This window comes from Streptomyces virginiae, from assembly GCF_040638905.1.
GTDB classification, from domain to species: Bacteria; Actinomycetota; Actinomycetes; order Streptomycetales; family Streptomycetaceae; genus Streptomyces; species Streptomyces virginiae_B.
Genome location: NZ_JBEZYV010000001.1, coordinates 700,278 through 721,016 on the forward strand (window position 1 = coordinate 700,278; position 20,739 = coordinate 721,016).

Here is a 20,739-nt window from a genome sequence, read left to right on the forward strand (position 1 = left end):
AGGTCCTAGCACGCGACGGGGGGCGGACATGCACGGATCTCCGAAGTGGGGACAAGCCTCTTTTGTACGGCAGACTGAAGGCCGAAGTCCGAAGCGAAGGATGGGTATGCCGACCACACCAGCCACCGCCGCGAACAGCGCGTCCAACGGCACCGGTACTCAAGAACCGATCATGCTCGAACTGGTCGACGAGTCCGGCAACACCATCGGCACGGCGGAGAAGCTCTCCGCCCATCAGGCGCCCGGGCAGCTGCACCGGGCGTTCTCCGTGTTCCTGTTCGACGAGCAGGGCCGTCTGCTGCTCCAGCAGCGGGCCCTCGGGAAGTACCACTCGCCGGGCGTCTGGTCGAACACCTGTTGCGGCCACCCGTACCCCGGGGAGTCCCCGTTCGCGGCTGCGGCCCGGCGGACCCACGAAGAGCTGGGGCTGTCGCCGTCGCTGCTCGCGCAGGCGGGAACGGTGCGCTACAACCACCCGGACCCCGCGTCGGGGCTCGTGGAGCAGGAGTTCAATCACCTGTTCGTGGGACTTGCGCAGGCTGCCGTGCGGCCGGATCCGGAAGAGGTCGAGGACACCGCCTTCGTCACCGCCGAGGAGCTGGCGAAGCGGCACGCCGAAGTGCCGTTCTCGGCCTGGTTCATGACCGTGCTGGACGCGGCGCGGCCCGCGATCCGCGAGCTGACCGGCGACGCGGCGGGCTGGTAGCCCGTACGCCGTCCCCGTCTCCCCCGCCGCTCGCCGTCGGCCGTCCGACGCTCAGCGGACGGTCGGCGGGGTGGCGAGCGGGAGGGCCGCCCAGATGACCTTGCCGCCGGTCGAGGTGTGCTCGACGTCGCAGGCCCCGCCGGCCTCCAGGGTGATCTCCCGGACGAGCAGCAGGCCGCGGCCGCCGGTCTGGCCGAAGTCGGCCTCCAGCGCCTTGGGGCGGTAGGGGTGGTTGTCCTCGACGGCCACCCGGATCCACTCGCGGCCGATCGCGACTTCGACCGCGACCTCGGGCGAGAGCAAAGCCGCGTGCCGGACCGAGTTCGTCACGAGTTCTGAGACGATCAGGAGCAGGGAGTACACGAGGTCCTGATCGGCCGGCACCCCCTGGCGCCCGAGCAGGTCCCGGACGGCCCGGCGGGCCTGCGGAACGGATTCTTCTACTGCGGGAGCGGTGAACCTCCACACGCCCTCGTAGGCGAGGGGGTCGGCCGGAGCCCCCGGCGCCCCCTCCTCGGCTTGCGGGCCGCTCCCGCTGGCGTCCATCTTCCGGCCCCCGTCTTCACGCTCGATCGTCTCCACGCGACAAGAGTGGGGAAGCGGCGGGTCGGGGCCGTACTGCTGACCAGAAGTCAGCGGCAATCGGACACTTTCTGACCACTGGCTTATGACAGCGTCAGTTGTTGGTCTGTTCCTGATCTTCTGCCGGACGCTTCTCGGCCGCATCGCCCGCCCCCTGCTCGGCGCCGGTCTCCGGCCCCGCCGCCGTCCCCGCCTCGTCTTCCCTGACCAACCCCAGAATGCGCCGCGCCCCCATGCCCATGGCGATGAGGCTCAGGCCGTCGAACAGCAGGGCGAGCGAGAAGAAGGTTCCGATCACGTACAGACTGTTGCCGGGCCAGTTGGAGAGGATCAGGAAGCCGAGCAGCACGCCGAAGGCTCCCTGGACGAGCGCGAGCCCGAAGTCGGCCCCGCGTACCACCAGTGCGCCGACCAGCCGGAACAGTCCCCCGGTGAGGAAGAGCAGGGCCATCAGCCCGAAGCTGCGGCTGGCCTTCGCCTTCTCCCGCTGCGGTTCCCCGTTCCCGGCCGCGGTGCGCCGCGCACGGTCTGCGCCCGTGGGCGTGCCACCTCCTCGCACCCCCGATGCACCCCCGACGGACTCTCTGATCATAGGATTCACCGCCCGGGATAGCATCCGGCGCATGGACGCAGCCATGGACGCAACCCTCCTGCACAGGGTCTCCGACGGGGTCGCCACCGTCGTCGTCTCGCACCCCGCCAAGCGCAACGCCATGACCGCCGCGATGTGGCGGGCGCTCCCCGGGCTGCTGGACGTCCTGGCGGGCGACCCGGCCGTACGGGTGCTCGTCCTGACCGGGGCCGGGCCGACGTTCTGCGCGGGCGCCGACATCTCCTCCCTCAACGGGGACGACGACCCGCGGGCCCTGGCCGTCGCGGCGGAGGAGACCCTGGCGGCCTTCCCGAAGCCGACGCTGGCGGCGATCCGCGGGTTCTGCGTGGGCGGCGGCAGCCAGCTGGCGGCCGCGTGCGACCTGCGCTTCGCCGAGGAGGGGGCCTCCTTCGGGGTGACCCCGGCGAAGCTGGGCATCGTCTACCCGGCGTCCTCCACGCGCCGGCTCGCCTCCCTGGTGGGTCCGGCCTGGGCCAAGTACCTCCTCTTCTCCGCGGAGCTGATCGGGGCGGAGCAGGCGCTGCGCGCCGGGTTCCTGAACGAGCTGCTGCCGACCGGTCAGCTGGACAAGCGCGTGGCCGAGTTCACCCGGATCCTGGCCTCCCGCTCGCAGCTGACCCAGGCGGCGGCCAAGGAGTTCGCGGACGGCCGCACCGACCGGGACGGCCACTGGGAGGCGCAGGCGGCCGGGAGCGACGACACCGCCGAGGGGGTCGCCGCGTTCCTGGACCGCCGGGCTCCGCACTTCACGTGGACGCCGTGACGACGGAGGACACGCTCTGAGGCCGTGTCCGCAGAGTCCCGCCCGCGCGGCGGGCCGCGGGCGGCCGACGCTGCTCTGCGGACACTCGCTAGCCCGGCATCCCGTGGCCGCGCAGCCGCGCGACGAGGGCGGCCGGGGCCTTGTCGGGCGAGCCGGCGTCGTAGGGCGGCTGGGGGTCGTACTCGGTCATCAGCTGGACGGCCCGGGCGAAGTCGTCTCCGGCGATGCGGCCGAGCAGGGTGAGTCCCATGTCGATTCCGGAGGACACCCCGGCGGCGGTCACGTACTTCCCGTCGAACACCACGCGCTCGCCGGTGGGCTCGGCACCGAACTTCGCCAGCTGGTCCAGGTACAGCCAGTGGCTGGTGGCCCGCCGTCCCTCCAGGAGCCCGGCGGAGGCCAGCAGCAGGGAGCCGGTGCACACCGAGGTGGTCCAGGTGGTGCTGGCGTCGACCGTGCGCAGCCAGTCCATGACCACGGGATCGGCCATCTCCACTTCGGGGTGCGGCCCGCCGGGCACGAGGACGACGTCGGGGCGGGTGACCTCGTCGAGCCCCTTGTCGGCGACGAGCGCGAGCGCCCCGTTGTCGGTGCGCACGGGCCCGGGCCGCTCGGAGACGAAGACGACCTCGGCGCCGGTCAGCCGGCCGAGGGTGTCGAAGGGGCCGATGGCGTCGAGGGCGGTGAAGCGGTCGTAGAGCAGTACGGCGATCTGCATGGCTCCTCCGGAGCGGTCGAACGGCTGCGGCCCCTGCACCCCCCGCACCTGGCCCGTGGCAACGTATCGTGTTCGGACAACCTCACCTCGTGACCGCGGACCTGCCGTCAACCGGGGCCGGGTCGGCGCGCCGATAGGATCGGCCTCATCATGACTGCAACCCTCGTCGCCAAGAAGCTCACCGCCGCGCACGGCGAGCGCACACTGTTCGCCGATCTCGACCTCGTCGTCGCGCCCGGTGACGTCATCGGTCTCGTCGGCGTGAACGGCGCCGGGAAGTCGACCCTGCTGCGCCTGCTCGCCGGGCTGGACGCCCCCGAGACCGGGGAGCTGCGGCTCTCGCCGCCCACCGCCGCCGTCGGCCACCTCCCGCAGGAGCCGGAGCGCCGGCCCGAGGAGTCGGTCCGGGACTTCCTGGCCCGGCGTACGGGCGTGGCCACCGCTCAGGCGGAGCTCGACGCGGCGACGCAGGGCCTGGTGGACGGCACGCCCGGCGCGGACGACGCGTACGCGACCGCGCTCGACCGGTGGCTGGACCTCGGCGGCGCAGACCTGGACGAGCGCGCCCAGGAGGTGGCCGACGAGCTGGGTCTCGCGGTCGGCCTGGACCTGCCGATGACGGCGCTCTCCGGCGGCCAGGCGGCCCGTGCGGGCCTGGCCTCGCTCCTGCTCTCCCGCTACGACGTCTTCCTGCTCGACGAGCCGACCAACGACCTGGACCTGGACGGTCTGGAACGGCTGGAGCGGTTCGTCAAGGGGTTGCGCGCCGGCACCGTCGTGATCAGCCACGACCGCGAGTTCCTGGCGCGGACCGTCACCAAGGTGCTCGAACTCGACCTGGCGCAGCAGCAGATCAACCTCTACGGCGGCGGCTACGACTCCTACCTCGAAGAACGCGCGCGGGCCCGCAGCCACGCGCGCGAGGAGTTCGAGGAGTACGCGGACAAGAGGGCCTCGCTCGAGGGGCGGGCCCAGATGCAGCGCAACTGGATGGACAAGGGCGTGCGCAATGCCCGCCGCAAGACCACCGACAACGACAAGATCGGCAAGGCGCTGCGCGGCGAGTCCAGCGAGAAGCAGGCCGCCAAGGCCCGCCAGACGCAGCGTGCCATCGAGCGGCTGGAGGTCGTCGAGGAGCCCCGCAAGGAGTGGGAGCTGCGCATGGAGATCGCGGCCGCCCCGCGCTCGGGCTCCGTGGTGGCCACTCTGCGCGAGGCGGCCGTCAAGCGCGGGGACTTCGCCTTCGGTCCGGCCAGCCTGCAGATCGACTGGGCGGACCGGGTGGCGATCACCGGGGCCAACGGCGCCGGCAAGTCCACCCTCCTCGCCGTGCTCCTGGGCCGGCTGGCCCCGGACTCCGGCTCCGCCGCCCTCGGTTCGGGCGTCCTGGTCGGCGAGGTGGACCAGGCACGCGGCCTGTTCCTCGGCGGCGAGCCCCTGCTGGAGGCGTTCTGCGCGGCGGTCCCCGACACCGAGCCCGCCGAAGTGCGCACACTGCTGGCCAAGTTCGGGCTGAAGGCAACTCACGTCCTGCGCCCGGCGGCGACCCTCTCCCCCGGCGAGCGCACCCGCGCGGCCCTGGCCCTGCTGCAGGGCCGCGGGGTGAACCTGCTGGTCCTGGACGAGCCGACCAATCACCTCGACCTGGCGGCGATCGAGCAGCTGGAGTCCGCCCTGGAGGCTTACGAGGGCACCCTGCTGCTGGTCACGCACGACCGCCGGATGCTCGACGCGGTCCACGTGACCCGCCGCCTGGAGGTCTCGGCCGGCAAGGTCACCGAGCTGTAGCGGCGGCCGGGCCCGTCGCGCGTCCGGGCCGGTGACCCGTACGGGCCCGTCACACGTCCGGGCCCGTCACACGTCCGGGCCCGTCACGCCTCCGCGTCGGTCGGGGGGCGGCGCTTGCGGGCCATCTTCCGGGCGACGAAGGTGCGCGGGAGGTGGCGGACGGCGAGGGCGTAGGCCTGGTAGCGGCGGCCGGTGATGCTGACCGGGCGGCGCAGGGCCAGGTCCTTGAGCGCCTGCTCGACCACGGCCTCCGGCTCCAGCCAGACCGCGTCGCGCAGCGCGCTGACGTCCATCCCGGCGCGTTCCTGGAACTCGGTGCGGGTGAAACCGGGGACGACGGCCAGGACCCTGACGTTGTAGGGCTCCATGTCCACCCGGAGGGACTCGCTGAACGCGGTGATCCAGGCTTTGGCGGCCCCGTAGGTGCCCGTGGGCAGCAGTCCGGCCACCGAGGAGACGTTGACGACGGCCCCGCGGCGGCGCGCGCGCAGGCCGGGCAGCGCGGCGTGGGTGAGCCGCAGCGGGACCTTGACGAGCAGGTCGAGCATCCGCTCCTCGTCCTCGACCGGGCTGTACGGGAAGGGCGCGGGGAGCCCGAAGCCCGCGTTGTTGACCAGGATGTCCACGGGCCGGGCGCGGTCGGCGAGCCGTTCGGCGACCGCTGTCAGGTCCGCCGGGTCCAGCAGGTCGGCGGGCAGTACCTCGGAGGCGGTGCCGTACTCGCGGGCCAGTGCGTCCGCGACGGCGTCGAGCCGGTCCTTGTCGCGGGCGACGAGGACCAGGTCGCAGCCCTTGGCGGCGAATCCTCGGGCGAAGGCCGCGCCCAGTCCGGCGCTGGCTCCGGTGATCAGTACGGTGGTCACGACGCGTTCACTTCCTCGGTGGTGGCCGGCGAGGTGTAGGCCTCGGCGACGTCGACGAGGAACCGGGCCTCGTCCGCCAGGTCCCCGCCTTCGTTCGAACTCTGGATGGCCGCGGGCAGTTCCAGCGCGGCCGCCTCGCCCGCCTGCCCGGGCAGTCCGGCGAGCTTGGCCCGCCGTGCGTCCTTCAGTACGCGGGCCAGCGCGGCCGCGGTGCGCCGCTGCTCGGGGATCCCGTGGCCGGCGACGTGGCCGCGCGCCTGCTCCAGGGCGCCCGGACGGGCGTACTCCCCCAGGATCAGGATGGCGTCGCGCGTCTCGATGACCTTGCGGTAGACCAGCAGGTCGCGCTGGACCGGTGGCCACAGCAGTTCCGCCACCCGGGAGCTCCTCGGCTTGTTGAGGGCGACGTGCGGGACCGCCTCGACCAGGTCCCGCCACAGCGGCCACAGGCGCCAGGCGGTGGCGATGTCGGCGAAGGTGCGGCGGAAGGTGAACAGGGTGGGCACGAGGATCGCGGCCGCGCGCAGCAGGCCGTGCAGGTTCATCAGCAGCGGGAGGGCGGGCATCGCCCAGGTGCTGGCGAACAGCGCCTTGGCCAGGTAGGCCAGCCAGAACAGTCCGGCGAGCGCGGTACCGAGGCCGAAGAGGCGCAGGCCGGCCGCCAGCCCGCGGCTCCGGGTGCGCCGGCTGTAGCGCCAGCACAGCGCCACGCAGAGGGTGTTGGCGATGACGTGGGCCGAGATCAGCACGAGCCAGTACGCGAGGGACGGCACCGGGTCGCCGACCGGGGGCATGGTGTGCGTGCCGTGGCCGGGCGCGGCGGCGTCCAGGGCCACGAGGACGGCCAGCCAGGCCGTGGTGGCGGCGCAGGAGGCGAGTTGGAGGCGGCGGCCGCGGGTGGCGGCGGCGACGAAGTAGAGCACGGCGCCCGCCGACAGCACCCCGATGAGGTTGCGGACGAGGCCGATGGTGTGGGCGTAGGCCACGCCCCGGTCCATGGCGTAGGCGACGACCTCGGGCAGGTTCAGGGTCATCGCGGCGGCGGCGGTCGCGACGGCCAGCCACAGCCCGCGCTGCTGGGGCGAGCGCAGGGCGCCCGGGGCGCGCAGCAGCACGGCGGCCCACAGGCACACCACGCCGGGGACGGCGAGCCAGTTGCCGAAGTCGGTCAGGTCATTCGCCATCGGTGCCCCGCTCGTACCCCATGGCGGACTCCAGCCGGGCCAGGGTGCCCCGTTCCCGGGCGGGGGTGCGCGGGCCGGCGTTCGCGGTGCGGATGCGGATCATGCTGGCGAGCATCTCCGCCTCCTGTTCCTGGCGGGTGGTGTAGTTGGTGCGTCCGAGCACGACGGGGGCGCCGTCGTCGGTGTCCTCGCCCTCCAGCGAGTTGTGTCCGAAGAGGATGTGGCCGAGCTCGTGGAGGACGATGTGCTCGCGGTGCAGCGGGGTGGTCTGCGCCTCGTAGAAGACGTAGTCGACGCTGGCCGTGCCCACCCACAGGCCGCAGACCCCGGATTCAGCCGCCTCCTTGGGGAGCGGGTGGAGCCGGATGGGGCGGCCGCGCTGCTCGGCCATCCGTGCGCACAGGACGTCGAGGGAGAACGGGTGGGTCAGATCCAGATGGCCGAGAATGTTCTCGCACCTTTTGCGAAGGCTGAGTTGCCGGTGGGGCATGTGATCCCTCTTCGGACCCTTTCCGGGGCAGCGTCGGTAGGCGTGTGTGGGCATGGGCATGACGTCCTGTGCCTTCAAGGCGGCCTCGGGGAATGCAGTCCTGAGGGAGGAAACACGGAAGCCCGTCCGCCGGTGACGAACGGGCGTTCCACCATGCCTACAGATCTTGTACGCGAGTTGGCAAGGAAAGTCCCCAGGTGGGGAACCTATTCGGCCATCACGAACGAAGATCCTCACGCGCCGGGTGGCCGGGGGCCGCCCCTTGGGGTGCGGAAGTCCTCCCGCACCCCCGCGACGCCCGGGTCACCGCTTGCGGCGCTCCTCGGGAGCGGTGAGGCCGGCCCGGCGCAGGGCGTCGGCCATCGCGCTGTTCGCGGGGGCGGGTGCGCCGCCGCCCTGCCGCTGCCGGCCCTGGCCGCCGCCCTGGGACTGGCCGCGTTCGCCCTGGTTGCGGCCGCCGCCCTGGCCGGCCGCACCGCCGCGCTGCTGCGGGGGACGGCCGCCGCCGCGCCGCTCGTCGCGCTGGCGCGGGGCGCCGGCGCCGCGTTCCGCCCCGGCCTCGTCCTCCAGCCGCAGGGTCAGCGAGATCCGCTTGCGCGGGATGTCGACGTCCATGACCTTGACGCGGACGATGTCGCCAGGCTTGACCACGTCCCGGGGGTCCTTGACGAAGGTCTTCGACAGCGCCGAGACGTGCGCCAGACCGTCCTGGTGGACGCCGATGTCGATGAAGGCGCCGAAGGCGGCCACGTTGGTGACGACGCCCTCCAGGATCATCCCCGGGGCCAGGTCGCCGATCTTCTCGACACCCTCCTTGAAGGTCGCCGTCTTGAAGGCGGGGCGCGGGTCGCGGCCCGGCTTCTCCAGCTCGCGCAGGATGTCGGTCACCGTGGGCAGACCGAAGGCCTCGGTGACGAACTGCTCGGGCCGCAGGGAGCGCAGGACGCCGGTGTTGCCGATGAGCGCGGCCACCTCGCCGCCCGCCGTCTTCCCCATCGCCCGGACCACCGGATAGGCCTCGGGGTGCACGGCGGAGGCGTCCAGCGGGTCGTCCCCGCCGCGGATCCGCAGGAAGCCCGCGCACTGCTCGTACGCCTTGGGGCCGAGGCGGGCCACGTCCTTGAGGCCCTTGCGGTTGCTGAAGGGGCCGTTGGCGTCGCGGTGGGCGACGATGTTCTCGGCGAGGGTCCCGCTGATGCCGGAGACCCGCGAGAGCAGGGGCGCGGAGGCGGTGTTGACGTCGACGCCGACGCCGTTCACACAGTCCTCGACCACCGCGTCGAGGGAGCGGGACAGCTTCACCTCGGACAGGTCGTGCTGGTACTGGCCGACGCCGATGGACTTCGGGTCGATCTTGACCAGTTCGGCCAGCGGGTCCTGGAGGCGGCGGGCGATGGAGACGGCGCCGCGCAGCGACACGTCCATGCCGGGCAGTTCCTGCGAGGCGAAGGCGGAGGCGGAGTACACGGAGGCGCCCGCCTCCGAGACCATCACCTTGGTGAGCCCGAGGTCGGGGTGGCGGGAGATCAGGTCCCCGGCCAGCTTGTCGGTCTCCCGGGACGCGGTGCCGTTGCCGATGGCGACCAGCTCGACCGCGTGCTCCTTCGCGAGGCGGGCCAGCTTGGCGATCGACTCGTCCCACTTGTTGGCGGGCACGTGCGGGTAGATCACGTCGGTGGCCACGACCTTGCCGGTGGCGTCCACGACGGCGACCTTCACACCGGTGCGGAAGCCCGGGTCGAGGCCGAGGGTGGCCCGGGTGCCGGCGGGCGCCGCGAGCAGCAGGTCGCGCAGGTTCGACGCGAAGACGCGCACGGCCTCGTCCTCGGCGGCCTGGCGCAGCCGCATCCGCAGGTCGATGCCGAGGTGCACCTGGATTTTGGTGCGCCAGCACCAGCGGACCGTGTCGGCGAGCCACTTGTCACCGGGGCGGCCGCGGTCGGCGACGCCGAAGCGGCGCGCGATCATGCCCTCGTAGGTGGAGGGGCCGGGGGTGTCGGCGTCCTCGGGGGCCTCCGGCTCCAGGTTGAGGTCGAGGACCTCCTCCTTCTCGCCGCGCAGCATGGCGAGGACGCGGTGCGAGGGCAGCGCGGTGAACGGCTCGGCGAAGTCGAAGTAGTCGGCGAACTTGGCGCCGGCCTCCTCCTTGCCCTCGCGGACCTTCGCGGCGAGCCGGCCGCGGCCCCACATGCGCTCGCGGAGCTCGCCGATGAGGTCGGCGTCCTCGGCGAACCGCTCGGTGAGGATGGCGCGGGCGCCCTCCAGGGCGGCAGCCGGGTCGGCGACGCCCTTGTCGGCGTCGACGAACGCGGCCGCCGCGGCGGCCGGTTCCACCGACGGGTCGGCCAGCAGGCCGTCCGCGAGGGGTTCCAGGCCGGCCTCGCGGGCGATCTGCGCCTTGGTCCGGCGCTTGGGCTTGAAGGGCAGGTAGATGTCCTCCAGGCGCGCCTTGGTGTCGGCCGCGTTGATCCGGGCCTCCAGCTCGGCGTCGAGCTTGCCCTGCTCCCGTACGGAGTCCAGGATCGCCGCGCGCCGGTCCTCCAGCTCGCGCAGATACCTCAGCCGCTCCTCGAGGGTGCGCAGCTGGGCGTCGTCGAGCATCTCGGTCGCTTCCTTGCGGTAGCGCGCGATGAACGGCACGGTGGAGCCGCCGTCGAGCAGCTCGACGGCGGCCTTGACCTGCCGCTCCCGTACGCCGAGCTCCTCGGCGATCCTGCCTTCGATGGACATCGTCACGATCGGGTCCCGCCTGCCTTCGTTTGCACTGGAAGGCTGCCAATTGTGACAGGTGGTCGTGACGGACCGCGGGAGCCCTGCCCGTCAGGCCCTGCCCATGAGGTCCCTCGGGAAGGCTCCTGCGGTCACGGCCTTGACGACGAGGGCGCCGCCGAGCTCGGTGAGGCGGGCCAGTCCGTCCGCGCCCAGGTGCTCGTAGGGTGCCGCGTCGAGGCGGTCGGTGTCGCTCTCCAGCTGCTCGCGCAGGGCCGCGCCGTCCTCGGTCAGCTCGCCGGCGGCGTCGAGCACGCCGCGCTCGCGCAGGCGGCCGGCCGCGGCGTCGAGGTCGTCCTGCGTCCAGCCGCGCATGCTCTTGAGCCACTTCGGGGTCATGCCCTTGCCCGTGGCGGTGTGGCTGACCAGTGCCTCGACCGGGTCCAGGCCCGCGAGGAGGAGGGCGGCGAGGTGGCCGTCGCCGCGGTGCTCGCGCAGCAGGGTGGTGGCGTGCCACAGCCGCAGGTGCGGCTCTTCGGGTACGGGCAGGTCGGCGTGGGCCGCGTACAGCGTGCGGCCGTGCCGGGTGCAGCCTTCGGTGGCGCGCATCGCCAGGTCGGCGGCCTCGGCCACCTCGGGGGACTTCACGGTGTCGGCGCCGAGCAGGCGGGTCAGGGCGGCGTCCGCGGCGCGCAGCCGGGCGGCGAGGGCCTGGTCCGGGGTGACGGTGTTCCAGACGGCGGGCAGGTGCCGGGCGACGAGGTCGTGGCGGTAGTTGTAGAAGGTGGCGGTGACCGCGCCGGCCCCGACGGCCCCCATCGCGGCTGAGCGGTGCGCCAGGTTGACCGCGACGGGGTCGGTTGTCCCGAGGGCGGCGAACTCCTCGGCGATCTCCGGCGAGAAGTACACGGTGGCGTGCAGCGGGTTGACGGCAGCATGCCAGCAGCGTCGCGCGGCGAGCGGGTGAAGGGTCATGCGCGGCACGATACCGACTGTTCGGTATCCCTGACAGCCTGCCGGGAGCCTCGTCGCGCAGCGGTCTGTCAGCGGCTGGGCAGCCGCTGTCGCCACGACACCGCGCCCGAAATTCCGAGTGCCACCAACGACACCGCCAACGCCGCGATCTCCATTGCGCCCCCTCCGGTCGACACTCACGACCCTCCGTTCCCCACCGGGCGCTGCCCCACACTGCCGAGGGGGCGTGAAGGCGACCGGACGCCTTCGGGGACGGGTGTACGGCGGGCAGGCGTCGTGCCGATCCGGACGATCCGCCGGGTGCGGACGGGGCGGTCGGCGGCGGCGTCGGGTCCGGGTGGCCGGGCGGTCGGACCGCAGGCCGGGGCGGGTGCGGCCGGGTGCGGGCAGCACCCGCGCGGGCGGCTCAGCGGCGTCCCGCCCGCGGACACGTGACGGCCGAATGGCGATCGTGTGACAGCGGGGGTCATGGACATGACCTGAGGGTCCAGGGGTGAATACGGTCGAGCGACGACCTTGAACCGAGCTGTCTCCCCTACCACTTGGAGTCATTCGTGCACCGCAAAGTCATCGTCCCGAGCGTGCTCGCCGCTTCCCTCCTGCTGGTGATCCCGGCGTCGGCGGCGAGCTCCGGTCCGGGCGCCCCGGGTATCGGCGATCCCTACTACCCGGCCAGCGGCAACGGCGGATACGACGTGTCGCACTACGACCTGCGCCTGAAGTACCAGCCGACGACGGACCTGCTCGAAGGCACCGCGACCCTGATCGCCACGGCCAAGCAGGACCTGTCGCGCTTCAACCTCGACTTCGGCCTGCAGGTCAGGGAGATCCGGGTGAACGGCGCCAAGGCGAAGTTCGCCACGTCCGGCGCCCACGAGCTGGAGGTGACCCCGGCGAAGCCGCTGGCCCGCAACACCCCGCTGACCGTGGTCGTCACGTACGCGGGCAAGCCGTCCGAGCTGAAGGTCGACGGCTGGACGGCGTGGCACCGCACCCCCGACGGCGGTGTGGCGGCGCAGGAACCCGACTCGGCGGTGTGGTGGTTCCCGAGCAACGACCACCCGCTGGACAAGGCCACCTTCGACGTCTCGGTCAACGTGCCCGACGGCACCCAGGCCATCAGCAACGGCGTCCTCCAGTCGCAGACCTCGCGGCTCGGCTGGACCCGGTACAACTGGCGCTCCAACAAGCCGCAGGCCACCTACCTGGCCACGCTCGCCGTCGGCAAGTTCGACATCACCACCGACAGGACGGCGAGCGGCCTGCCGATCGTCAACGCGTACAGCAAGGACCTCGGCGACAACGCGGGGGCCGCGCGCGCGAGCGTGGAGCGGACGGGCGAGGTCACCGAGTGGCTGGAGGGGGTCTTCGGGCCGTACCCCTTCAACGCGCTGGGCGGCTACGTGCCGAACGTGAACGCCGGCTTCGCCCTGGAGACCCAGACACGGCCGTTCTACGGTCCGCGGCAGTTCCAGAACGGCGCGAACGTCTCGGTGGTCGTGCACGAGCTGGCCCACCAGTGGTACGGCGACAGCGTCTCGGTGGAGGGCTGGAAGGACATCTGGATCAACGAGGGCTTCGCCCGCTACAGCCAGTGGCTGTGGTCGGAGAAGGAGGGTGAGGGCACCGCTCAGGAGCTCGCCGACTGGGCCTACTCCCTGCGCCCGGCGCAGGACGCCTTCTGGCAGGTCAAGCCGGGTGACCCCGGTCCGGAGAACCAGTTCCACGGGGCCGTCTACGACCGCGGCGCGATCGCCCTGCAGGCGCTGCGCAACGAGATCGGCGACGAGAAGTTCTTCCAGATCCTCAAGGGCTGGCCGACCGAGCGGGCCTACGGCAACGCCAAGGTCGGGGACTTCGTCCGGTACGCGGAGAAGGTCTCCCGCAAGCCGCTGGCCCAGCTGTTCGAGACCTGGCTCTACACCCCGGGCAAGCCCGACGCGTCGGCACTGAACCCGGCGGCGGCCACGGCCGAGGCCCGCTCGGCGCAGCGGTCCGCCCCGGCGAAGCCCGACGCGGAGCCGAAGTCCTGGAAGAAGATCGCGGAGACGAACACGATCCACAACCACTGACGGGAGCGACCGGTGGGCAGCGCCGCCGGCTCCCGGTACGCGGCCCCCGGTACGCGGCTCCCAGTACGCGGCCCCCGCATCCCGCGGGGGCCGCGTGCCGTACCCGGGGGCCGTCAGCGGCGTCCCGCGTGCCACTCCGCGCGCGCCCGGTAGGCGATCGGCAGGTAGCGCAGCCGCTCCGGAAGCAGAGGGACGATCAGGCGGACGGCCGTGCTGAAGCGCCGCAGCCGGCGTTCCTGCGCCGGGCTCCACTCCAGCCCGATCGCGGCGCGCGCCTCCGGCGGCATGTACCCGGCGGTGACGAAGGCCCGCAGGCGCAGGAAGGCCGCCCGCACGGCGGGCCATGTCAGCCGGAGCAGCAGCCGTACGAGGAGCGGGCCGCCCTCCGGCCGGGGCAGCGGCACGTCGGTGGCGACCAGCTCGCGGGCGACCGCGGTCGGCTCGATCTCCTCGGCCAGCATCCGCGCCCAGTAGGTCCAGTACTCCTCGATGGTCTGCGGCATGTCACGGTCGCGCAGGCCGAGGATCCGGCCGACCTGGAGCCATTCCCGGTAGAGCCGCTGCTCCTGGGCGGGGGTGAAGCGGCGCAGCAGGTAGCGCCCGGCGTACAGGTAGACCGGGAAGCCGGTGGCGTGCACCCACGCGTAGCAGGCGGGGTCGAGGGAGTGGTAGCGGCGGCCGCGGGTGTCGGTGCCCTGGATGTCCTTGTGCAGGCGGCGTACCCTGCGGCCCTCCTCGGCGGCGGCCTCACCGCCGTACACCCACAGCTGGACCGAGCGCAGGGAGCGCTCGCCGCGGCCCCAGGGGTCGGTGCGGAAGACGGAGTACTGGTCGACGCCTGCCGCGATGGCCGGGTGCGCGACCTGCAGGGTGAAGGCGGCGGGCAGCATCAGCAGCGCGCGGACGTCGCCGGCGATGGTCCACAGCACGCCGCCCGGCGGGGGCGGCGCGGGGTCGGTGCGGCGCGTGGCCGCAGGTCCGGCGGGGTCTGCCGAGTCCGTCTCCGTCATATGACAAGTATGCGAGCACCGGACGGCCGTCTTACGGACAGAAAGTCGCTGCACGGGTGTTACCCAGAGGTAACTGCTGCTGCTTGTATGACGGCGTCGATCTTCCCCCGCAGGAATGACGGAGACCTTCATGCTGCTTCCCACGACCCGCTCGCGCCGCGCCGCCGCCACGGCCGTCGCCGCGGTCGCCGCAGGCGCACTGGCCGCCACCGCCGCGCCCGCCGCCACGGCCGCGGAGAACGCCGCCGCCCCGCGGCTCAGCGTCCTGTCGTACAACGTGTTCCTGATGAGCAAGAGCCTCTACCCGAACTGGGGCCAGGACCACCGGGCCGCGGAGATCCCCAGGACGTCCTTCTACAAGGGCCACGACGTGGTCGTGCTCCAGGAGGCCTTCGACAACAGCTCCTCGGACGCGCTGAAGGCGAATTCCGCCGCGCAGTACCCGTACCAGACCCCGATCGTCGGCCGCAGCAAGAACGGCTGGGACGCCACGGGCGGCGCCTACTCCTCCACCACCCCGGAGGACGGCGGCGTGACGATCCTCAGCAAGTGGCCGATCGTCCGCAAGGAGCAGTTCGTCTACAAGGACGCCTGCGGCGCCGACTGGTGGTCCAACAAGGGCTTCGCCTACGTCGTGCTGAACGTGAACGGCGCCAAGGTGCACGTGGTCGGCACCCACGCGCAGTCCACCGACCCGGGCTGCGGCGCGGGTGAGGCGGCGCAGATGCGGGCCCGTCAGTTCCGGGCCGTCGACGCCTTCCTGGACGCCAAGAACATCCCGGCGAACGAGCAGGTCATCCTGGCGGGCGACCTCAACGTCGATTCGCGCACCCCCGAGTACGCGAGCCTGCTCGCCGACGCCGACCTGGCCGACGCCGATTCGCGCACGGGCCACCCGTACTCCTTCGACACCGCGATGAACTCCATAGCGAACTACCGCTACCCGACGGACCCGCGCGAGGACCTGGACTACGTCCTCTACCGCAAGGGCAACGCCCGTCCGGCGGGTTGGGAGAACAACGTGGTCAAGGAGGAGTCGGCGCCCTGGACGGTCTCCAGCTGGGGCACCTCCTACACCTACACCAACCTCTCCGACCATTATCCTGTTGTGGGGTATGTGGCCTCGTAGGTGACCGAGGCCTACTCAGCTGGTCGTGGGCTCCTCAGCAGACACAACGTCGGCCGGAGCCCACACCGGCACCACCCGCACGACCTTCCCCGCGCAGATCTCAACACGTCTGATCAGGTTCGCAAGGATCGTCCGCTTCGACTGCACGCTGATCAACGACCATTCCTCCAAGAGGCCCTGCACCACGTCCCCCGGAACGGGGCCGGACTCAGAGGCGCGGCCTCAGCCTTCGGGAGCGCGTCCAGCTTCCGCTGCACCTCGGCGGCCTCCGCGGCCTCCGCGGCAAGACCATCCCGCGTCCGCAGGTACGTCTCTCTGGGGATGTCACCGAGGACGTGGCCCTTCGTCGCCCGGTCGAGCGCTACCGACACCTTGGAGAGCTGCGCCTCCAGAGCGGCCCGCTGCCCGCCCACATCCGGCGCCGTGCGGGGGGGGCGGGCACGACCACCGTGCCGGCCGCGATCGCGTCGATCTCCTCCCGGACCTCGATGAGCCAGTCGTACACACGCGCCTCGACGACTGCGCGCCGGATCCACACCGTGTCGTGCACGACCGCGTGCCGGGCCCTGGCGCCGCAGTGGTAGGCGTAGCAGGACTGGCCGTGTGCGTTGTCGTTGAGCGGGTAGCCGCCGCACTCGCCGCAGCGGATGAGCCCGGTCAGCGGGTAAGCGGGATCGTGGCTACGGGGTGACATGGCACGGCGGGCCTCGCGACGCTCGCGGTAGCCGTCCCACTCCTCCCCCGTCCAGATCGCCTCGTGCTCTGCGGGCAGGTGGGAGTAGTGCGGGGGCTTTTGGCAGCGGCCGGGGTCGCCGCATTGGACGTCCCGGCGGTGGGTGACGAGCAGGCCGGCGCCGAAGCCGCTGTCGTAGTACCAGCGGACGGTCTGGTCCTGCCACGGGCGGCCGCGGGTATTCAGGACCCCGAGCTCGTTCCACCGGGTGGCGATCTTGCCGTACCCGGTGCGCCCGGCGATGTAGCCCTGGAGGCCCTCGACAGACAGCTCGGCCAGGTCGGGGTGGACTTCGTAGCGCTCATCGAGATGGTCGTTAAGGTCGCCGAGGCGCCCGAGCGATTCGCCTTCATCCTCCAGCGCGTCGGCAAACTCACCCCGCACCAGGCCCGGCAGCAGGCCGAGCAGCGCGCCGAGCAGGCCGAGGCCGCCATCGCCCGCGTACGAGCCGCGCACCTGGAGACCGCCGACGGCCGGTGTTCAGGCTGCCTCGTCCGCTGGCCGTGCCCCGACGTCTGCCGCCTCGACGGCCCGCCCGGCTGCCGGAACTGCGACGAGTACCACAACCGCTTGGGCGCAGGTCGATCCATGTCCAGAGTTCCTCGCCCGCCTGTCCGCGCCGTCGTCGCCCGGCCGCCACACCGCCGGGATGCGCACACGCGCCAGTTGGGTGAACCTGAAGGAGATCCTCACCCCTCACACACAAGGGATAGCCATGATCAAGAAGCTGCACGAGATGGGCATGCGAAGCGAGCACGCGTACACGGCAGCGTTCGCCTCGATCGGTCTATCCATCGCCACATGGGCGATGTCCCTCAACGCCGAACCGGGCGCCGGCATCGCTCGCGCCGACCGGTGGGGAATCTTCGTGGGCGAATGGGCCCCCACCTTCTTCGGGCTCGGCCTGGCCCTGTCCCACTACGAACAGTCGGAAGGCACCCTCCTCGCCAGCGTCAGCGACATCCGCGAGGAACGAGCGGCCATGTAGACCGGAGGCCGGTCACGCCTCGCCGACGCCGACCGCATATACGTGCGACTGCCCGCCCTGCCACGCGATGACCTCGGAGTCGCCGCGGACCAACTCGTCGAGGTCGTCGATGTCGATGCGCCGCAGGAACTCGATCAGGTCCGTGTCGTTGTAGGCGACGCCGAGGACCGTGTCGACGCCACGAACCCGGATCACGACCCGCCGACCACCCGACGGGGAGATCCGGTGCACGAGGATCGGCGCACGGTCCATGCCCCTAGCCTGCGGCGCGCCGGGCGGCACGGCATCCCGAGCGCTGAGACCTGGATCCACCACGTCGAGCCGGTCGCCGCTAGCTGCACCGCCTGGACCTCGGCCGCCCTCAACCTCACCGCTCGCGGGGTGCCTGCGTCACGGCCGTGCCCGGCGCACTTCGGCGCGGTGACCGTCTTGTTCAGGGGCGTTCGGGACCTTAAGACCGTGTCTCATGTGGTGATCTTGGCAAGCTTCTTGTAGCAGGTCATGGCTGCCGCAAGGCCGAGGAAGGCGAGGAAGTGACCGCCCTTTCGTTCATAGCGGATGGTCAGGCGGCGGTATCCGAAGAGCCACGCGATCGATCTCAGGCGTCGCTGTGATCAGAGGGGCATCTACCTGTTTTTGAATGGTCTCTATCCGACCACTACCCGCTGATCGGTCGCTGACTCCCGCGCCGCCGGCCGGTGGTGGGCGCGAAGGCGCCCGCCGGCCGGCGGCCTCCGGGGTCACACGGCGTCGTGCGGCTCCTCGTACAGGCCGTCGATCAGCGCGCCGTACTTGTCGCGGACGACCCGGCGGCGCAGCTTGAGGGAGGGCGTGAGCTCCCCGGTCTCGGGGCCCCACTCCCCGGTCAGCAGCCGGTAGCGCTTGATCTGCTCGGTCCGGTTGAGCCGCGCGTTGGCCGCCTCGACCGCACGGGCGATCTCCTCCCGGACGGCGGGGTGCTCGGCCAGCGCGCTGGGGGAGGCGGCCTCGATGCCCCGGGCGGCCGCCCAGACCGGGGCCAGCTCGGCGTCCAGGACGAGCAGGGCGACGAGGTAGGAGCGGCCGTCGCCGTGCACCAGCGCCTGGCCGATGAGGGGGTGCTCCTTGACCGTGTTCTCCACCAGCGCGGGCGAGACGTTCTTCCCGTTGGACGTGATGATCAGTTCCTTCTTGCGGTCGGTGATCCAGAGGAAGCCGTCGTCGTCGATCCGTCCGACGTCGCCCGTGGGGAACCAGCCCTCCGCGTCACAGGCGCTCTCCACCGAGCCGTCCGGCCGCAGGTAGCCGCCGAAGACGGTCGCCCCGCGGGTGAGGACCTCCCCGTCCTCGGCGATCCGCAGCTCCACCCCCTCGATCGGCCGGCCCACCGAACCCAGCCGGAAGCCGTCCGCGCTGTTGAGCGTGCACACCCCGGCCGTCTCGGTGAGCCCCCAGGCATCCATGATCGTGATGCCCCAGCCGGCCCAGAAGCGGACCACGTCGATGGGCATCGGCGCGGTGGCGCTGGCCGTCCAGGCGAGCCGGTCCATGCCCGCGAACTGCAGCAGCGGGTCCAGCGTCCGTTCCTTCGCCGAGGCGTACGAGGCTTCGAGCGCGGCGGGCACCTCCTCGCCCCGCTCGTGGTGGCCGGCCCGGGCGCGGGCGAGGTCGTTGGCGGCCTCGATGGCGCTGCGCCGGTCCTCGGGGAGCTGCGCGAGGACCGCGCGGACGGAGGCGGCGAGCTTCTCCCACACCCGGGGCACCCCGAAGAACTGCACCGGGCGCAGTTCGCGGACGGCCGCCGACACGGAGGCGGGATCGGAGCACAGCATGACGTGCGAGGCCCTCAGCAGGGGCAGGTAGATGCCGAGGACCCGCTCGGCGATGTGCGCGAAGGGCAGGTAGCAGATGTGCTCGGCGTGCTCGGGCAGGTCCACGCGCCGGTCGAGGCGGACCGCCTGGAGGATCAGGTTGCGGTGGGTCAGGCGTACGCCCTTGGGGTCGCCGGTGGTGCCCGAGGTGTAGACGACGGTGAGCGGGTCCTCGGGGCGGGTCTCCTGCCAGGCCTTCTCGAATGCGTCGGCGCGGTGGGTCCGGGCGCCGCTCGCGTACAGGGAGGCGTACGTGCCGTGCCGGCCGGCCTCGGCGGCCTCGGCGACGACGAGGCGCTCCAGGGGGACGTCCGCGGCGGCCAGCAGCGGTTCCCACCGGACGAGTTCGCGGGCCCCCTCGACGACGGCGACCCGGGCCCGGCTGTGGCGGGCGATGTGCGCGATCTGCTCGGGCGCGGAGGTCCCGTACACGGTGACGGGCACGGCGCCGAGGTGGAAGAGGGCGAGGTCGCTGAGCCAGTGCTCGGGGCGGTTGCCCATCATCAGCAGGACGTGCTCGCCGCGCCCGACGCCGAGGGCCGCGTAGCCGGCGGCGAGGACGGCGACCTTGTGGCGGACCTCGCTCCAGGTGAGCGTCGTCCACCCGGCCGCGTCGGTGCCGGCCCGCCAGGAGAGGGCGGGGAGGTCCCCGTGCTCGGCGGCGTTGCGGGCCAGCAGGGCGGGGAAGGTGATCTCTTCGGGGCGTCCGGGCAGTCGCAGGTTCGTGGTCATGGGCAGCTCCTGGCCGTTTCACATCGTTGGTGCGACAGCAATACTGTTGAACCCAAGCTGTGGAGCAGAGAGCGAGGCGCAGACGATGGCCGACCAGGCACCCGAGCCGATGCTCACCGTCGACGAGCTGGCGGCCAGGGCGGGCGTCACCGTGCGCACGGTACGGTTCTACAGCACCCGCGGGCTTTTGCCCCCTCCCGTGATCGGTCCGCGTCGGGTGGGGCACTACGGGCCGGAGCACCTGTCGCGGCTGGCCCTGATCGAGGAACTCCAGCACCAGGGGATGACCTTGTCCGCCATCGAGCGCTACCTGGACGCGCTGCCGGACGACCTGAGCGCGCACGATCTCGCGATCCACCGGGCGATGGTGGCCAGTTGGGCCCCGGACGCGGCCCAGGAGGTCTCGCGGGAGGAGCTGGAGAAGCGGGCGGGGCGGAGCCTGTCGGAGACCGACGTGCGGCGGCTGACGGCGATGAACGTGCTGGCCGCCTCGGGGGACGGGTTCCGGGTGGACGTGGGGCTGCTGCGGCTCGGGGTCGCCCTGCTCGACGTGCCGATCGCGCACGAGACGATCCTGGCGGCGCGCAAGGTGCTGGTGGAGCACACCCGGTCGGCGGCGCACGAGCTGACGGCGCTGTTCCGGGACGAGGTGTGGGGTCCGTTCACGGAGGGAGAGAGCGATCCGGAGCGGGTGGAGTCGATGAAGGCGCTGTCGGCGCACATGCAGCCGATGGTGGTGCAGGCGCTGGTGACGGCCTTCCAGCGGTCGCTGCGGGAGGAACTGCGGACGGCGTTCACGTCCGGTGACGAGTGATCGGCGCCATCGGGTAACTT

18 protein-coding genes and 2 pseudogenes are annotated in these 20,739 nt (G+C 72.2%); 7 read left to right on the forward strand and 13 right to left on the reverse strand.

Annotated features, from left to right (window positions below):
• The first annotated feature begins 106 nt into the window (after positions 1-106).
• Positions 107-706 carry an isopentenyl-diphosphate Delta-isomerase gene (idi, locus tag AB0F82_RS03200; protein ID WP_030649398.1) on the forward strand — a complete coding sequence of 200 codons (600 nt, stop codon included), beginning with the start codon at positions 107-109 and terminating at the stop codon, positions 704-706.
• A gap of 51 nt (positions 707-757) precedes the next feature.
• Here idi and AB0F82_RS03205 read toward each other — a convergent pair whose 3' ends face one another.
• Both AB0F82_RS03205 and AB0F82_RS03210 read right to left on the reverse strand, forming a co-directional pair.
• The gene (locus AB0F82_RS03205) at positions 758-1,288 is read right to left on the reverse strand and encodes an ATP-binding protein (RefSeq protein ID WP_356811932.1); all 531 of its coding nucleotides are present in this window, start codon (positions 1,286-1,288) and stop codon (positions 758-760) included.
• 94 nt (positions 1,289-1,382) lie between these two features.
• Positions 1,383-1,736: pseudogene (locus tag AB0F82_RS03210) on the reverse strand (HdeD family acid-resistance protein); the annotation flags it as partial.
• A gap of 187 nt (positions 1,737-1,923) precedes the next feature.
• Here AB0F82_RS03210 and AB0F82_RS03215 point away from each other — a divergent pair.
• On the forward strand, positions 1,924-2,664 hold the full coding sequence (locus AB0F82_RS03215) for an enoyl-CoA hydratase/isomerase family protein (RefSeq protein WP_362623441.1): 741 nt from the start codon (positions 1,924-1,926) through the stop codon (positions 2,662-2,664).
• An 88-nt stretch (positions 2,665-2,752) separates the two neighbouring features.
• On the opposite strand, the gene AB0F82_RS03220 is transcribed toward AB0F82_RS03215, so the two are convergent.
• Positions 2,753-3,382, reverse strand: a complete 630-nt coding sequence (locus tag AB0F82_RS03220) for a DJ-1/PfpI family protein (protein WP_362623269.1) — start codon at positions 3,380-3,382, stop codon at positions 2,753-2,755.
• Positions 3,383-3,532: 150 nt separating this feature from the next.
• Between AB0F82_RS03220 and AB0F82_RS03225 the strand changes: the two genes are divergently transcribed.
• Positions 3,533-5,170: an ABC-F family ATP-binding cassette domain-containing protein gene (locus tag AB0F82_RS03225; RefSeq protein ID WP_356811930.1), complete on the forward strand. Its 1,638-nt coding sequence runs from the start codon at positions 3,533-3,535 to the stop codon at positions 5,168-5,170.
• Positions 5,171-5,253: 83 nt separating this feature from the next.
• Here the strand turns inward: AB0F82_RS03225 and AB0F82_RS03230 are convergent, their stop codons facing one another.
• From AB0F82_RS03230 to AB0F82_RS03250, 5 genes are all read right to left on the reverse strand, one after another.
• Positions 5,254-6,033, reverse strand: a complete 780-nt coding sequence (locus tag AB0F82_RS03230) for an SDR family NAD(P)-dependent oxidoreductase (protein WP_356811929.1) — start codon at positions 6,031-6,033, stop codon at positions 5,254-5,256.
• Positions 6,030-7,217, reverse strand: a complete 1,188-nt coding sequence (locus AB0F82_RS03235; RefSeq protein WP_362623272.1) for an MAB_1171c family putative transporter — start codon at positions 7,215-7,217, stop codon at positions 6,030-6,032. Before AB0F82_RS03235 ends, AB0F82_RS03230 begins: the two co-directional genes overlap by 4 nt.
• Positions 7,207-7,707 carry a hypothetical protein gene (locus tag AB0F82_RS03240; RefSeq protein ID WP_356811927.1) on the reverse strand — a complete coding sequence of 167 codons (501 nt, stop codon included), beginning with the start codon at positions 7,705-7,707 and terminating at the stop codon, positions 7,207-7,209. The genes AB0F82_RS03235 and AB0F82_RS03240 overlap by 11 nt, the downstream gene beginning before the upstream one ends.
• 303 nt (positions 7,708-8,010) lie before the next feature.
• Complete coding sequence (locus AB0F82_RS03245; RefSeq protein WP_362623275.1) at positions 8,011-10,443, reverse strand: Tex family protein; 2,433 nt, start codon at positions 10,441-10,443, stop codon at positions 8,011-8,013.
• 84 nt (positions 10,444-10,527) lie between these two features.
• On the reverse strand, positions 10,528-11,391 hold the full coding sequence (locus AB0F82_RS03250) for an SCO6745 family protein (RefSeq protein ID WP_362623278.1): 864 nt from the start codon (positions 11,389-11,391) through the stop codon (positions 10,528-10,530).
• Between the two features lie 554 nt (positions 11,392-11,945).
• Here AB0F82_RS03250 and AB0F82_RS03255 point away from each other — a divergent pair.
• A complete protein-coding gene (locus AB0F82_RS03255) occupies positions 11,946-13,463 on the forward strand; it encodes a M1 family metallopeptidase (protein WP_362623280.1) in 1,518 nt (505 codons plus the stop codon).
• Between the two features lie 113 nt (positions 13,464-13,576).
• Here AB0F82_RS03255 and AB0F82_RS03260 read toward each other — a convergent pair whose 3' ends face one another.
• Positions 13,577-14,473, reverse strand: coding sequence for an oxygenase MpaB family protein (locus tag AB0F82_RS03260; protein ID WP_362623283.1), 897 nt, complete (start codon positions 14,471-14,473; stop codon positions 13,577-13,579).
• 130 nt (positions 14,474-14,603) lie between these two features.
• Here AB0F82_RS03260 and sph point away from each other — a divergent pair, with 130 nt between their 5' ends.
• The gene (sph, locus tag AB0F82_RS03265; protein WP_362623286.1) at positions 14,604-15,602 is read left to right on the forward strand and encodes a sphingomyelin phosphodiesterase; all 999 of its coding nucleotides are present in this window, start codon (positions 14,604-14,606) and stop codon (positions 15,600-15,602) included.
• A 361-nt stretch (positions 15,603-15,963) separates the two neighbouring features.
• Here the strand turns inward: sph and AB0F82_RS03270 are convergent, their stop codons facing one another.
• Positions 15,964-16,791, reverse strand: a complete 828-nt coding sequence (locus AB0F82_RS03270) for a recombinase family protein (RefSeq protein WP_362623289.1) — start codon at positions 16,789-16,791, stop codon at positions 15,964-15,966.
• A gap of 259 nt (positions 16,792-17,050) precedes the next feature.
• On the opposite strand from AB0F82_RS03270, the gene AB0F82_RS03275 reads away from it, so the two are divergent.
• Entirely contained in the window at positions 17,051-17,323 is a 273-nt protein-coding gene (locus tag AB0F82_RS03275; protein WP_362623292.1) for a hypothetical protein, read from the forward strand.
• Positions 17,324-17,335: 12 nt separating this feature from the next.
• Here the strand turns inward: AB0F82_RS03275 and AB0F82_RS03280 are convergent, their stop codons facing one another.
• The 3 genes and pseudogenes from AB0F82_RS03280 to AB0F82_RS03290 all read right to left on the reverse strand — a co-directional run bounded on the left by AB0F82_RS03280 (position 17,336) and on the right by AB0F82_RS03290 (position 19,905).
• Entirely contained in the window at positions 17,336-17,575 is a 240-nt protein-coding gene (locus tag AB0F82_RS03280; RefSeq protein ID WP_362623295.1) for a hypothetical protein, read from the reverse strand.
• Between the two features lie 212 nt (positions 17,576-17,787).
• Positions 17,788-17,922 (reverse strand): annotated as a pseudogene (locus AB0F82_RS03285) (IS5/IS1182 family transposase); the annotation flags it as partial.
• A 141-nt stretch (positions 17,923-18,063) separates the two neighbouring features.
• The gene (locus tag AB0F82_RS03290) at positions 18,064-19,905 is read right to left on the reverse strand and encodes an AMP-dependent synthetase/ligase (RefSeq protein ID WP_362623298.1); all 1,842 of its coding nucleotides are present in this window, start codon (positions 19,903-19,905) and stop codon (positions 18,064-18,066) included.
• A gap of 85 nt (positions 19,906-19,990) precedes the next feature.
• Between AB0F82_RS03290 and AB0F82_RS03295 the strand changes: the two genes are divergently transcribed.
• Complete coding sequence (locus tag AB0F82_RS03295) at positions 19,991-20,719, forward strand: MerR family transcriptional regulator (protein ID WP_356811916.1); 729 nt, start codon at positions 19,991-19,993, stop codon at positions 20,717-20,719.
• The last annotated feature ends 20 nt before the right edge of the window (positions 20,720-20,739 follow it).

What these genes read in the sequence shown, in the direction of transcription:
- idi (WP_030649398.1), top strand. Translation starts at nt 107, where the DNA reads ATGCCGACCACACCAGCCACCGCCGCGAACAGCGCGTCCAACGGCACC.
- AB0F82_RS03215 (WP_362623441.1), top strand. Translation starts at nt 1,924, where the DNA reads ATGGACGCAACCCTCCTGCACAGGGTCTCCGACGGGGTCGCCACCGTC.
- AB0F82_RS03220 (WP_362623269.1), bottom strand. Translation starts at nt 3,382, where the DNA reads ATGCAGATCGCCGTACTGCTCTACGACCGCTTCACCGCCCTCGACGCC.
- AB0F82_RS03225 (WP_356811930.1), top strand. Translation starts at nt 3,533, where the DNA reads ATGACTGCAACCCTCGTCGCCAAGAAGCTCACCGCCGCGCACGGCGAG.
- AB0F82_RS03235 (WP_362623272.1), bottom strand. Translation starts at nt 7,217, where the DNA reads ATGGCGAATGACCTGACCGACTTCGGCAACTGGCTCGCCGTCCCCGGC.
- AB0F82_RS03240 (WP_356811927.1), bottom strand. Translation starts at nt 7,707, where the DNA reads ATGCCCCACCGGCAACTCAGCCTTCGCAAAAGGTGCGAGAACATTCTC.
- AB0F82_RS03250 (WP_362623278.1), bottom strand. Translation starts at nt 11,391, where the DNA reads ATGACCCTTCACCCGCTCGCCGCGCGACGCTGCTGGCATGCTGCCGTC.
- AB0F82_RS03260 (WP_362623283.1), bottom strand. Translation starts at nt 14,473, where the DNA reads ATGACGGAGACGGACTCGGCAGACCCCGCCGGACCTGCGGCCACGCGC.
- sph (WP_362623286.1), top strand. Translation starts at nt 14,604, where the DNA reads ATGCTGCTTCCCACGACCCGCTCGCGCCGCGCCGCCGCCACGGCCGTC.
- AB0F82_RS03275 (WP_362623292.1), top strand. Translation starts at nt 17,051, where the DNA reads ATGATCAAGAAGCTGCACGAGATGGGCATGCGAAGCGAGCACGCGTAC.
- AB0F82_RS03280 (WP_362623295.1), bottom strand. Translation starts at nt 17,575, where the DNA reads ATGGACCGTGCGCCGATCCTCGTGCACCGGATCTCCCCGTCGGGTGGT.
- AB0F82_RS03290 (WP_362623298.1), bottom strand. Translation starts at nt 19,905, where the DNA reads ATGACCACGAACCTGCGACTGCCCGGACGCCCCGAAGAGATCACCTTC.
- AB0F82_RS03295 (WP_356811916.1), top strand. Translation starts at nt 19,991, where the DNA reads ATGGCCGACCAGGCACCCGAGCCGATGCTCACCGTCGACGAGCTGGCG.